Source organism: Parasphingorhabdus marina DSM 22363 (genome assembly GCF_900128895.1).
Taxonomy (GTDB): Bacteria; Pseudomonadota; Alphaproteobacteria; order Sphingomonadales; family Sphingomonadaceae; genus Parasphingorhabdus; species Parasphingorhabdus marina.
Map to the genome: position 1 here is coordinate 1,396,347 of NZ_FSQW01000002.1, position 12,642 is coordinate 1,408,988.

At 57.5% G+C, this 12,642-nt stretch carries 16 protein-coding genes; 2 read left to right on the forward strand and 14 right to left on the reverse strand.

Annotation, left to right across the window (positions count from 1 at the left end):
* Nucleotides 1-32: 32 nt before the first annotated feature.
* From grxD to leuC, 7 genes are all read right to left on the reverse strand, one after another.
* A complete protein-coding gene (gene grxD, locus BUQ90_RS16430; RefSeq protein WP_074206170.1) occupies nucleotides 33-365 on the reverse strand; it encodes a Grx4 family monothiol glutaredoxin in 333 nt (110 codons plus the stop codon).
* A gap of 1 nt (nucleotide 366) precedes the next feature.
* Nucleotides 367-609: a BolA/IbaG family iron-sulfur metabolism protein gene (locus tag BUQ90_RS16435; protein WP_074206171.1), complete on the reverse strand. Its 243-nt coding sequence runs from the start codon at nucleotides 607-609 to the stop codon at nucleotides 367-369.
* Between the two features lie 11 nt (nucleotides 610-620).
* Entirely contained in the window at nucleotides 621-947 is a 327-nt protein-coding gene (locus tag BUQ90_RS16440) for a DUF1476 domain-containing protein (protein WP_074206172.1), read from the reverse strand.
* A gap of 83 nt (nucleotides 948-1,030) precedes the next feature.
* Nucleotides 1,031-2,032 carry an NADPH:quinone oxidoreductase family protein gene (locus BUQ90_RS16445; protein WP_204244808.1) on the reverse strand — a complete coding sequence of 334 codons (1,002 nt, stop codon included), beginning with the start codon at nucleotides 2,030-2,032 and terminating at the stop codon, nucleotides 1,031-1,033.
* Between the two features lie 34 nt (nucleotides 2,033-2,066).
* Complete coding sequence (leuD, locus tag BUQ90_RS16450; RefSeq protein ID WP_074206173.1) at nucleotides 2,067-2,660, reverse strand: 3-isopropylmalate dehydratase small subunit; 594 nt, start codon at nucleotides 2,658-2,660, stop codon at nucleotides 2,067-2,069.
* Nucleotides 2,657-2,917: a hypothetical protein gene (locus BUQ90_RS16455; protein ID WP_074206174.1), complete on the reverse strand. Its 261-nt coding sequence runs from the start codon at nucleotides 2,915-2,917 to the stop codon at nucleotides 2,657-2,659. Before BUQ90_RS16455 ends, leuD begins: the two co-directional genes overlap by 4 nt.
* Nucleotides 2,918-2,920: 3 nt before the next feature.
* Nucleotides 2,921-4,357 carry a 3-isopropylmalate dehydratase large subunit gene (leuC, locus tag BUQ90_RS16460; RefSeq protein WP_074206175.1) on the reverse strand — a complete coding sequence of 479 codons (1,437 nt, stop codon included), beginning with the start codon at nucleotides 4,355-4,357 and terminating at the stop codon, nucleotides 2,921-2,923.
* Between the two features lie 103 nt (nucleotides 4,358-4,460).
* On the opposite strand from leuC, the gene BUQ90_RS16465 reads away from it, so the two are divergent.
* Nucleotides 4,461-4,976, forward strand: a complete 516-nt coding sequence (locus BUQ90_RS16465) for a sterol desaturase family protein (RefSeq protein ID WP_204244809.1) — start codon at nucleotides 4,461-4,463, stop codon at nucleotides 4,974-4,976.
* A 39-nt stretch (nucleotides 4,977-5,015) separates the two neighbouring features.
* Here the strand turns inward: BUQ90_RS16465 and BUQ90_RS16470 are convergent, their stop codons facing one another.
* From BUQ90_RS16470 to BUQ90_RS16500, 7 genes are all read right to left on the reverse strand, one after another.
* Nucleotides 5,016-5,963: a DMT family transporter gene (locus BUQ90_RS16470; protein WP_204244810.1), complete on the reverse strand. Its 948-nt coding sequence runs from the start codon at nucleotides 5,961-5,963 to the stop codon at nucleotides 5,016-5,018.
* Entirely contained in the window at nucleotides 5,923-6,555 is a 633-nt protein-coding gene (locus tag BUQ90_RS16475; RefSeq protein WP_074206176.1) for a glutathione S-transferase family protein, read from the reverse strand. Before BUQ90_RS16475 ends, BUQ90_RS16470 begins: the two co-directional genes overlap by 41 nt.
* Before the next feature lie 82 nt (nucleotides 6,556-6,637).
* Complete coding sequence (locus BUQ90_RS16480) at nucleotides 6,638-8,125, reverse strand: SulP family inorganic anion transporter (RefSeq protein ID WP_074206177.1); 1,488 nt, start codon at nucleotides 8,123-8,125, stop codon at nucleotides 6,638-6,640.
* 112 nt (nucleotides 8,126-8,237) lie between these two features.
* Nucleotides 8,238-8,939: a glutathione S-transferase family protein gene (locus BUQ90_RS16485; RefSeq protein ID WP_074206178.1), complete on the reverse strand. Its 702-nt coding sequence runs from the start codon at nucleotides 8,937-8,939 to the stop codon at nucleotides 8,238-8,240.
* The gene (locus BUQ90_RS16490; RefSeq protein WP_074206179.1) at nucleotides 8,936-9,898 is read right to left on the reverse strand and encodes an NAD-dependent epimerase/dehydratase family protein; all 963 of its coding nucleotides are present in this window, start codon (nucleotides 9,896-9,898) and stop codon (nucleotides 8,936-8,938) included. Before BUQ90_RS16490 ends, BUQ90_RS16485 begins: the two co-directional genes overlap by 4 nt.
* Nucleotides 9,895-10,308, reverse strand: coding sequence for a barstar family protein (locus BUQ90_RS16495; RefSeq protein WP_074206180.1), 414 nt, complete (start codon nucleotides 10,306-10,308; stop codon nucleotides 9,895-9,897). Before BUQ90_RS16495 ends, BUQ90_RS16490 begins: the two co-directional genes overlap by 4 nt.
* Nucleotides 10,308-11,471, reverse strand: a complete 1,164-nt coding sequence (locus BUQ90_RS16500; RefSeq protein WP_074206515.1) for an isovaleryl-CoA dehydrogenase — start codon at nucleotides 11,469-11,471, stop codon at nucleotides 10,308-10,310. The genes BUQ90_RS16495 and BUQ90_RS16500 overlap by 1 nt, the downstream gene beginning before the upstream one ends.
* A gap of 124 nt (nucleotides 11,472-11,595) precedes the next feature.
* Between BUQ90_RS16500 and BUQ90_RS16505 the strand changes: the two genes are divergently transcribed.
* The gene (locus BUQ90_RS16505; protein WP_074206181.1) at nucleotides 11,596-12,639 is read left to right on the forward strand and encodes a quinone-dependent dihydroorotate dehydrogenase; all 1,044 of its coding nucleotides are present in this window, start codon (nucleotides 11,596-11,598) and stop codon (nucleotides 12,637-12,639) included.
* The last annotated feature ends 3 nt before the right edge of the window (nucleotides 12,640-12,642 follow it).

The following is a 12,642-nucleotide window of genomic DNA, read 5'->3' on the forward strand; positions in this document are numbered from 1 at the left end:
GCCCGTGTCTGTCTATTTTGTTCGCCGTTTGCTCAGCTGGCAGGAGCGACTTTCTTTTGGGCCATCAGCTCGCCAAGTTCACCGGCTTCGTACATTTCCATCATGATGTCCGAACCACCGATAAATTCGCCTTTGACGTAGAGCTGAGGAATGGTGGGCCAGTCGGAAAATTCCTTGATCCCCTGACGGACTTCCATGTCCTGCAGGACATCAACCGATTCAAAGCCAACGCCGAGATGTTCGAGGATCGCGACCGCCTTGCTGGAGAATCCGCACTGCGGAAACAGCGGAGTGCCCTTCATGAACAGGACAACATCATTGGATGTCACCATGGAATCGATTTTTGCGTGGATAGCATCTGTCATTCTAATTCTCCTTGGAGGGAACCCCGGTGGTCAGCTGCAGCGCATGCAGTTCGCCGCCCATTTTCCCTTTAAGTGCGGCATAGACCGCGCGTTGCTGGCTCACCCGGCTCATCCCTTCGAAAGCCGAAGACAGCACTTTGGCGGCATAATGATCCCCGTCGCCGGCGAGATCCTGAATCTCGACAATCGCGTCCGGGAAGGCTTCGCGGATCATGGTCTCGATATCTGCACTTGCCATGGGCATCGTGGATGATCCTACTCGGCTTCTTCGATAAACTGGCGGCGCGCTTCTACCAATTTGTCGGCGAGAGCGGTACGAATGCCGGCATCATCCACATCGACACCTGCGGAAGTCAGATCACCGAGCAGTTTGCGGATCACGTCCTCGTCACCGGCTTCCTCGAAATCCGCCTGCACAACGGCCTTGGCATAGGCATCGGTTTCTTCATCGGTCAGACCCATTTTTTCCGCCGCCCATTCACCCAGCAGGCGATTGCGGCGTGCCGTGATCTTGAACTGCATTTCTTCATCGCGCGCGAATTTCGTTTCAAACGCTTTTTCGCGATCTTCAAAATTGGCCATGTTCTTCCCTTACAATGATATTGCTAGTCTTGTGACATTGAAAATAGGCACTCTGGCAGTCCGCCACAAGAGTGCAGCCCCGATCAATCGGAAACTTTGACAACCAGCTTCCCGATAGCTCCGCGATCCGCCATTTTCTGGATTGCCTTGCCGGCATCTTCAAAAGCGAAGACTTCGGAAACCCGCGGCTGGATCATGCCCTGATCCCAGAGCTTGAACAGGCGGTTGATATGCGAGCGATTTCCGGCCGGGTCCCGGGCGGCATAGGCGCCCCAGAAAACGCCACATACATCGCACGACTTGAGCAGTGTCAGGTTGAGCGGCAATTTGGCAATTCCCGCCGGAAATCCGACAACCAGAAAACGCCCTTCCCAGGCAATCGACCGCACGGCAGGCTCGCTGTAATCACCACCCACCGCGTCATAGACCACGTCAGCGCCGTTCGGGCCCACAGCTGCCTTGAACTGGCCAGCCAGCGCCTTGGACGCTTCCTTGTCAAATGGTGCGCGGCCATAGACAACGGTTTCGTCGGCACCTGCTTCTTTTGCAAAAGCCGCTTTTTCTTCTGACGAAACAGCGGCAACAACCCGGGCGCCAAATGCCTTGCCAAGCTCAACCGCTGCAATGCCGACACCGCCGGACGCGCCGAGTACGAGGAGCGTGTCACCTTCCTTGATATGTCCGCGATCGACCAGGGCATGGATTGACGTCCCATAAGTCAGGATCAGCGCCGAGGCATCTTCGAACGAGACGCTGTCCGGAATTTTGAACACGCTGTTCTGGTCGACAGCCACCTGCTCAACCAGCCCGCCGTGGCCGGTGGTCGACGCCACCCGGTCACCGACTTTCAGGCCCGTGACGCCTTCTCCGACTTCGGCAATCACGCCGGCCACTTCTCCGCCAGGCGCAAACGGACGCGGCGGCTTGAACTGATACATGTCCTGAATGATCAGCACGTCGGGATAGTTGATGGAACAGGCTTTCACATCAATCACCACCTGACCTTTTCCGGCAGCCGGATTGTCGACCTCGATCATTTCGAGTGTCTCCGGACCGCCAACTTGCACGGACATCAATGCTTTCATCTGTTCTTCCTCTTCCCCAACACGGATAGGCCGGTCATGCCGCCTGTGGACGAATCCAGGGCCGGGCAGAATCGGTCTCTTGTTCGTGACGCTCTATGGCATCGGACTGGGTCATTGTCAGGTCTATTTCGTCGAGCCCTTCCATCAGGCAATTCCGGCGGAACGGATCCATTTCAAATGCAAAGCGATCCTGGAACGGCGTGGTCACGCTCATGCTTTCCATGTCGATCGAAACCGGGTCGGTTTTCGCCACTTCCATCAGACGGTCAATTGCCTCCTGTGGCAAGGCAATGGCCAGCAGGCCGTTCTTGAAGGCATTGCCCGAAAAAATATCGGAAAAGCTGGGTGCAATGATCGCCTTGATCCCCATGTCATCCAGGGCCCAGGCCGCATGTTCCCGGCTGGATCCACAGCCAAAATTGTCGCCCGCGATCAGGATCGGCGCACCGGCAAATTCCGGATCGTCGAAGATATTGCCTTCCTTTTGCCGGATGGACTCAAACGCGCCGGCACCCAGGCCTTCCCTGGAAATCGTTTTCAGCCATTCCGCCGAAATAATGACATCAGTATCGACGTTTTTCTGACCGAAGGGAATCGCCCGTCCCTCGACCTTGCGGACCGCCTTCATTTGCCGTCATCCTCATCCTGGTCGTCATCCACCGGTTCGTTCTCATAGCGCGTTCCCGGCTGGGGTTTGGCAGATTTGAACTCGTCCAGCTTGCGCATCTTGTGCCGTCCGGCATAGATCAAGGCTGCTGCGACTGCAGCAGAACCGACTGCGGCGCCAACTTTTGCTCCGGTCGACCATTTTCCGGTTTTCTTTTCGCCATTGCCTTTTTCGTTTTCAGTGGCATCGGCTTCCGGTGTTTTCTTGTCATCAGTCATGGTTCAATCCTGTTTTGTCAGTTCACGAACGTCGGTCAGCTTTCCAGTCACGGCAGCGGCAGCCGCCATGGCCGGCGAGACAAGATGAGTTCTTGCACCCGGCCCCTGCCGTCCCACAAAATTGCGATTGGATGTGGATGCACAGCGCTCACCCGATGGCACCTTGTCCGGATTCATGCCGAGGCAGGCCGAACAGCCCGGCTCGCGCCATTCGAATCCGGCATCGAGAAAGATGCGATCCAGCCCTTCGGACTCGGCTTGCGCTTTGACCAGGCCGGAACCGGGAACAACGATCGCCCACTTCACGCCATCGGCCTTGCGCCGGCCCTTGAGCACGCCAGCGGCTGCACGCAGATCCTCAATGCGACTGTTGGTGCAGCTGCCAATGAAGATATTCTCGACCGGCACATCCGACATTTTCTGACCGGCCTCCAGTCCCATGTAGTCCAGAGACTTACGGGCGGCATCCTGTTTCGAAGGATCGGCAAAACTGGCGGGATCGGGAATGACGCCAGTGACGGGCACGACATCTTCGGGGCTGGTACCCCAGGTCACCGACGGTGCGATATCCGCGGCATCAATGATGACGCTCTTGTCAAATACGGCCCCTTTATCGGTTGGCAGTGTTTTCCAGTACGCAACGGCTGCATCCCATTCCGCTCCCGAGGGAGCCATCGGCCGCCCCTTGAGATAGGCAAATGTGGCTTCATCCGGCGCGATCAGGCCGGCCCGTGCGCCGGCTTCAATCGACATGTTGGATACCGTCAGCCGGCCTTCGATCGACATTTTCTCGAAGACTTCGCCACGATATTCGATCACATGTCCGGTGCCGCCAGCAGCGCCGATAACGCCGACAATATGGAGGATGAGATCCTTCGGACTGACACCCGGACTGAGCTTGCCATTGACCCGGATTTCCATCGTCCTGGAGCGCTTCAGGAGCAATGTCTGCGTGGCCAGGACATGCTCGACTTCACTCGTGCCAATGCCGAAGGCCAGTGCGCCCAGCGCGCCATGCGCCGCCGTGTGGCTATCACCGCAGACCATGGTCGTGCCAGGCAATGTAAAGCCTTGCTCCGGACCAATCACATGCACAATGCCCTGCTTGATGTCGGTGGCATCGAAATAGGGAACACCGAATGCTGGCGCATTGGCCTCGAGAGCGGCCAGTTGGGCGGCGCTCTGCGGGTCGGCAATCGGGATCTTGTTGCCTTGTGCATCCAGACGCGGGGTTGTGGGCAGGTTATGGTCGGGTACGGCCAGGGTCAGGTCCGGCCGGCGGACCTTGCGACCAGCCTTGCGCAATCCTTCAAAGGCCTGCGCACTGGTCACTTCATGGACCAGATGGCGATCGATATAGATGAGTGACGTGCCATCGTCGCGCTGGTCCACCACATGTGCGTCCCAGATCTTTTCATAAAGGGTGCGTGCTTTTGTCATATTATCCTGTCTTCCCGATATGGTGCTTCGTTTAGCCAGATCAATTGCCCGTGCAAGCAGGAAGTGACTTCAAAAGCCCGGCAGAAAGGCCTATCTTCGCCAGATGACCATTTTTGCGATCCTTGGAACCATCATGATATCCGTTGTCGGGATGGAATTTGTCGCATGGGCGTCGCACAAATATATCATGCATGGATTTGGCTGGAACTGGCACCGGGATCATCATGAGCCCCATGACAAGACACTGGAAAAGAACGATCTTTACGGCATTGCTGGCGCGATTATGAGTATTTCGATGTTCGCGATCGGAAGCCCCATGATCATGGGGACCAGCGCCTGGGAACCGGGAACCTGGATCGGTCTTGGCATATTGATCTACGGGATTATCTACACGCTCATACACGATGGTCTCGTTCATCAGCGCTATTTCAAATATGTGCCGAAAAAGGGTTATGCCAAACGTCTTGTCCAGGCGCACAAGCTCCACCATGCCACCATCGGCAAGGAAGGCGGCGTCAGCTTCGGTTTCGTATTTGCCCGCGATCCGGCGAGGCTGAAAGCCGAGCTTCGCGCCCAGCGCGAGGCTGGGATTGCAAAGGTGCGGGACTCGGTGGGCTAGCTCTCGACCATCAACCAGGGCGTCGCCTGCGCAACTGCCCTATTCCCGTTTCCGGACTTGTCCGGATGCCTTGATTACCAGCCCGATGCCGGCGAAGATGATCGCTGCCCCGACAATCAGCCGCACCGTCAGCACCTCGTCCAGAAGCACAATTCCGCCCACCGCAGCAATGGCTGGTACGGACAATTGCGACACAGCGGCACTGGTAATCGAAATCCGGGCCAGCACCTGATACCAGAGAATATAACCGAGCGCCGAGGTTATCGCGCCGGAGACAACAGCCAGCAAAACACCGCGACCGCTGATCATGTCGGGATCAACCCATGGCAGCAGGAACAAGGCCAACAGGCCGGCCCCCAAAAAATTGCGTGCCGTCGCCAGTTCCGCATTTTCCGCCAGCTTCCCGGTCCAGCTGTAAAATCCCCAGGCAATGCCCGCGCTGGTCATCAACAGTGCACTCCATAGCGGCGGTGCGCTGGCGCCAGGTGCCATCAGGTAAATCAGGCCGCCCAGGGCGATGGCGGCACCAGCTATCTGGCCGCGAGACGGCACGATCCCGCGCAACAACCCGATCAGTTGCATGCTGATCTGTCCGGCAGGGAACAGGATCAGCGCGCCGATGCCGGCATCCAGCTGAATATAGGCCGCGGAAAAGGCGGCCGCATAGGCAAAGAGTGAGGCGGCACCAATGACGTCCGCACGCTTCGGAATGATCGCCACGCCGTGACGGATGCCGAACAGCAGGCTGAGCAACAGGGCGCCGGCGACCAGGCGGATGATGGTGAAGCTTGCCCAGTCAATCTGCCCGTCAGCCAGCGCCGCGCGGTTGAGCAGGGAGTTTCCGGCAAAGGCCAGCAAAGTCAGGATCAGCAGGATCAGCGTGACAATCTGCCCGCGCCACCTGTTTTCAGACGCGATTTCGGAATTGGCCGGTGGAACTACGGTTCTAGCCTCCCAGGGATGGAACCACGGGCCCGCCCAGCTCAATCGCCTTCCTGTAGCCGTCCCGCGCCATCATGCGCTTGCCATAATCGGCACAGGCCGGCCGATTGGCCAGCATCCCTGCGGCCATGGCGAGCTCGATCACATACATGATATTGATGTCCGCCCCGGAAAAGCTGTCGCCGACAATATATTCGCGGTTGTCGAGATGATGTTCGACATAGTCGAGCAGTTTGACCACTTCCCCTTCGACGAAGGGCGCATAGCCTTCGCCCAGTCCACCGAAACGCGGGGCCAGCATCTGCACGATCACCGGATTGGCCAATGTGCCTTCGGCGAAATGCAGCCATTCGAGAAACTCGGCGCGGTCATTTGACCCCGGTGCAGGTGCCAGCTTGCCTTCGCCATATTGCTCCAGAATATATTCGATGATCGCGCCGGATTCCATCATCAGATTGCCGTCGATGATCGCTGTCGGCGCCTTGGCCAGCGGATGGATCGCGGCCAGATCGGCTTGTGCTCGCATGGTTTCCGGATGCCGCTGGTGACGGACCATCTCATATTCGACGCCCAGTTCTTCCAGCAACCAGATGATGCGGGTCGATCGGCTATATTCGAGATGGTGCAGAGTGATCATGAGAGAGGCCCTTCAAAATGGAATTGCGAATCAGGAGTTTACTGAACGCGCACCATAACGGACTTCCCATCGGCAGGGAAAACTAATGTCCCACCACACCCAGGCTTTCAAACGGCCGGTCGTTGTCACTATATTTCTCGACCAGCGTGGCGCTGGCTTCGTTCAGACCGATCAGTTCCACTTCCTTGCCTTCATTCTTGAGCCGCTCGACAATCTTGTCGAGCATGCCGGTCGCGGAAATATCCCAGAAATGCGCGTCGTGCACATCGATAATGACCTTGTCGATTCCATCTTCGTTGAACTCCATCGCTTCATAGAGCATGTCCACCGATCCGAAGAAGATCTGGCCACCGAAGACATAGCGGTGCGTTGTGACCTCGATGAAATCCTGGATCGTCACCAGCTGGCGAACCTTCCACGCAAAGAAAATACCCGACAGCAAAACACCGGTCAGTACGCCGATGGACAGGTCATGCGTCGCCACGACCATGACCACGGTTGCAATCATCACGACATTGGAGGGCCAGGGATGATGGCGGATTTCCAAAAAGCTCCGCCAGCGGAATGTGCTGATCGAGACAAAGATCATCACCGCGACCAGCGCCGGCATCGGGATCTGCGCCACGAGCGGGCCCAGCCCGACAATCAGCACCAGCAGCATGACGCCGGCGAAAAAGGTGGAAAGCCGGCGCCGCCCACCGGACTTGATATTGATGACCGACTGGCCAATCATCGCACAACCGCCCATGCCGCCGATAAATCCGGTGACGAAATTGGCAATTCCCTGGCCATAGGTTTCACGTTTCTTGTCGCTGCGCGTCTCGGTCATGTCATCGACAATCGAAGCGGTCAGCAGGGATTCCAGCAGACCGACGGCCGCCATCGCCAGCGAATAGGGCGCAATGATCCGCAATGTTTCCCAGGTGATCGGGATCTGTGGGACATGGAACCATGGCAGGCTGTCCGGCAGTTCGCCCATGTCGCCAACAGTGGAAACATCTACCCGGAAATACATGCTGATGGCGGCCAGAACGATAATCGCTGCCAGCGGTGACGGCACCCAGCTGGTGATCCGCGGCAATCCGTAAATAATCGCCAGACCGGCCGCAACCATCGCATAGGTTTGAAACGTCATTGCTTCGCCGGTCAGCTGCGGCAGCTGTGCCATGAAGATCAGAATTGCGAGCGCATTGACAAATCCGGTGATCACCGAGCGCGAGACAAAGCGCATCAGCAGATCGAGCCGGAGCAAGGCGGCAATTGCCTGGAAAATGCCCATCAAAATTGTCGCGGCAAACAGATATTCGACACCATGATCGCGCACGAGCGGGACCACCAGCACGGCAACGGCAGCGGTGGCCGCACTGATCATGCCGGGCCGGCCGCCGATCATGGAAATGATGACGGCAATTGAAAAGCTGGCATAGAGACCCACTCTTGGATCGACACCTGCGATGATCGCAAAACCGATCGCTTCGGGAATCAGCGCCAGCGCCACGACCAGACCGGCCAGAAATTCGGTTTTTGGATTGGACAGCCAGTCGCGCCGGAAGTCGCTGTGAATCGCCATATAGCAGGCCTCGATCGAGAGTTGCGGGAAGAAAAATGCTGCAATGCAGCATCGATGAGGCCGCCTTTGGACGAACCCGGCGCGCTAATCAACCGCGAATTTCAGAACCCGTTCAAACAGGAACCCGGAAATCCTCGAGAACGCTGGCTGTTTGGGCGATTTCCTCCTCATGCCCCTGCTCCCGATGGGGCTCGGCCAGTGCCTCTGCTTCCCACTCCTGCATGGCAGGATGGGCGAGAATATGGTCGACCCATTGCCGGCCCGCCGGACCAATATCGAGATCAAAGGTCCGGGTGCGATAGGCCACCGGCGCGTAAAAGGCATCCACCGCAGAAAATTCGTTTCCTGCCAGCCAGGGACCACCAAATTGTTCCAGACCCTGCGCAAACAATTCTCCAATCCGGTCGATATCCCTTTGCAATGGCTGGTCAATTTTATGGAGGCGCGCCCGGACACCCACGTTCATCGGACACTGGTTGCGCAAGGCCGAGAACCCGCCATGCATTTCGGCGGTTGCACATCGGGCCCACATCCGGGCCTTGCCGTCTACTGGCCAGCAGCCATCATGGCGTTCGGCGAGATACTCAATAATTGCCAGCGAGTCCCAAACCGTGCTGGCCCCGCTGCCCCTGCTCCCGTCCTTCAGACACGGCACCTGCGCATTGGGTGCAAACTCGCGGAATCGCTGATAATTTTCGGCTTCGAAATAGACGATCTCATCCTCGAACGGGATACGTAGCGCCTTCATCAGCAGCCATGGTCGCAACGACCAGCTCGAATAATTCCGGTTGGCAGTGATCAAGGTGTAGGTCATGTACGCCCCTTGGGGGAAAGATAATCAGGGTCATGCTGAAAGGGCATTTCGCCTTCGTTTTTCAAGGCCTCCAGAACAGATGAGAAGTCTGTGGCCGGTCGAAAACCCAACAGTCTTTCGGCTTTGGCCGGATCATAAACACGGTCGATATAGTCGGGGAGCACCCAACCCTTTTTGGCGTATAGCGCTTTCGCTTCGGGATAGTAGCTTTCAATTACTGTGGGCAGATCCGCGATCAGCCTTTCACGATCATCCCGCGAGAATGGCGGCGGAGCAGACAGGATGAATGTCTCGCAACCCAGCCCGGAGATCTTCTCCAGCGCGGCAATATGCGCGTCGGCAGCGTCTTCCACGGTCAGACGGCGATTGAGAAACTCATTGGCCTTGAGGTTCGGACCGCTGGGGTCGGAGAGCGTATCGTCATCTTCCGGAAAGAACCTTCCGGTGCGCAGGATGGCGACATCCAGCCCGTGCTGGTCCGACCAGAGCCGGCACAAATGCTCGGCTGCGAGTTTGGTCACGCCATAAATGTTGCGCGGCTTCAGCGGACCAAAGTCCTCATCCAGCCAATAAGCTGACGTCGCGCCGCCGCTTTTGCCGGCCCGCACATCGGCCGAGATCATCAGCGAGGTTGTGGATGTAAAGACAAAGCGGTCATGCCCGGCATCGCGCGCCGCTTTGAGCAGATTCAGCGTGCCAGTGACATTGACATCTACAAAAGCCTGCGCCGGATAGCGAACAATATCCGGCTTGTGCAGCGCCCCGGCATGGATGATCGCCTCAATCCCCTTCTCCGACACGGTCTGGTCGATCAACACCTTGTCCGCAACAGACCCGACCACATCGGTGTAACAACCGTCCACCACGTCCAGTCCGACCGTTTCGTAGCCCTTCGCCTGCAACCGCGGCGCCAGAAACCGCCCCAGCCAGCCCGAGGACCCGGTGAGGAGGATTTTCATTTTAGCCGAAACCTGTCGGGCAGCTTGTTTGCCCGCTTTTTTCGTTCCGCGACATAGCCAGGCGAAGAATAGGCCGCTTGAAAGCTCGACGCATCCTGATTTTCTTCTGAATCAAAGACCAGTTCCAACCCTATAAAATGATCAGGATCACGCTGTTGGGCAAAGAATAGGACACCTAGAATTTTCGTGATTTCAGAATAACCACTCCAATCAGAGCTTTCGGCGCGGTGCCAGATAACTTTGAACGGCCCACAACAAAAAGGGATTTGCAAAGCCAAATCTTCGTCCAACGCGTCGAGATTAGGCACGAGATCAAGATCGGTTGCTATGCTGAGATCTCGGAAGAAGTCCTCCCTTGATTGCAGCTTCGTTCCATCGAGTTCAATGACGTAAATGTCTTTTTCCGACATCATCCCCCTCCGATCAACTCCCGGCCAATCAGCATCCGGCGGATTTCGTTGGTGCCTGCGCCGATGTCGAGCAGCTTGCTGTCCCGCCAGTAGCGTTCAACCGGCCAGTCGGTGGTGTATCCTGCGCCGCCCAGCGCCTGGATCGACTCCTCTGCGACCCGGACGCTGCTTTCGGAGGCGTACATGACGGCGCCAGCCGCATCGAAACGCGTCGTTTGCCCGGCGTCGCACGCCTTGTTGACATTATAGACATAGCTGCGGGCGCTGTTCAGGCGGACATACATGTCAGCAATCTTGCCCTGCATCAGCTGGAAGGTGCCGATCGGTTTGCCAAACTGCTTGCGCTCGCGGACATAGGGGATGACCGTATCGAGACAGGCCTGCATCAGGCCCAGCGGAATCGCGGCCAGTACCGCGCGTTCATAGTCCAGCCCCGACATCAGCACGCCAACACCGCCGTTTATTGGCCCCATGACATTTTCTTCCGGAACCTCGCAGTCGTCAAAGACCAGCTCCGCCGTGGGGCTGCCCTTCATGCCGACCTTCTCGATCTTCTGGCCGATGGAAAAACCCTTCATGTCCTTTTCGATCAGGAAGGCGGTGATGCCACCAGAACCAGCATCCGGCCGGGTCTTGGCATAGACCACCAGCGTATCGGCATCGGTGGAATTGGTGATCCAGAATTTGGTGCCGTTGAGCAGATATCCGCCTTGCACCGCTTCGGCCTTGAGTTTCATCGATACGACATCGGAACCGGCTCCGGCTTCAGACATCGCCAGCGATCCGACATGTTCTCCGGATATCAGTTTCGGCAGATATTTGGCTTTCTGTTCCGGTGAGGCCCAGCGGCGAATCTGGTTGACGCACAGGTTGCTGTGCGCGCCGTAGCTGAGGCCCAGGGCGGCGCTACCGCGGCTGACTTCTTCCACAGCGATGGCATGTTCCAGATAGCCCAGCCCGAGACCGCCATCCTTTTCCTCGACCGTGATACCGTGCAGGCCGAGCTCGCCCATTTGCTCCCATAGTTCGCGCGGGAACCAGTCCTCGCGGTCCATTTTTTCGGCCAGCGGCATGATTTTCTCTTCGGCAAAGCGCCGGGTTGTGTCGCGGATCTGGTCCGCCATTTCGCCAAGCTGAAAATCAAAATCTGGTGTTGCTGTCATCATGTCCTCGTCTTTCCGTGCCGAGCGCATATCATATTTGATTGCATCTGCGACCATATTTTCGGGACGTTTGTCGATAGCAAATGGATTGCCGTGCGGTTCAGGCAATGCCATAGGCGCGGCCATGCTCTATGATCTTGTCCGCCCGCTGATATTTTCCCTGGAAGCCGAAAAGGCACATGGCCTTTCCATAGCGGGCCTGAAAACCGTGCCGATGGGGCCGGCGCCCAAATCTGATCCTGTTCTGACAACACAACTGGCCGGGCTGACCTTTCCCAATCCCGTCGGGATGGCGCCCGGATTCGACAAAAATGGCGAAGTGCCCGACGCGCTGATCCGCATGGGCTTTGGTTTTGCCGAAGTGGGCACGCTGACACCCCGCCCGCAAGCCGGCAATCCCAAACCCCGCGTGTTCCGCCTTCCGGCAGATGAAGGCGTGATCAACAGGCTGGGCTTCAACAATGATGGCCAGCAGAATGCGATACCCCGTCTCACGCGGATCCGGCGGCGCATGGGCAAAGGCATTTTGGGGATCAATATCGGCGCGAACAAGGACAGCGAGGACCGGATCGCCGACTATGTAACGGGCGTGAAAAACATGGCGCCGCTGGCAGATTATCTCACGGTGAATATCAGCTCACCCAACACGCCCGGACTGAGGGCACTGCAGGACAAGCAGGCGCTGGAACAGCTGCTCACCGCCGTGATGGAGGCGCGCGGAGACCATGCCATGCCGGTATTCCTGAAAGTGGCACCGGATCTCGAGCCGGCCGATATTGACGATATCGTCGATGTCACAATGACCCATCAATTACATGCGCTGATTGTGTCCAACACAACCATCAGCCGGCCGGATTTGCGATCTTCCAATCGCGACCAACAGGGCGGGCTGTCGGGTGCACCACTAAAGGACCTCGCACTGCAGCGCCTTCGCGATTTCCGGTCTGCCAGTGAAGGGAAAATCCCGCTGATTGGAGTAGGCGGCATATCTTCAGCTGAAGAGGCCTATGAACGGATCCGCGCCGGGGCTTCCCTCATTCAGCTGTACACGGCCATGATCTACAAAGGGACGGGCATAGCCAAAACGATGAACCGCGATCTCGCTCGCCTGCTGAAACGCGACGGATTCACCTCTGTCGCCGAAGCCGTCGGCAGCGCAGACAAATGATTT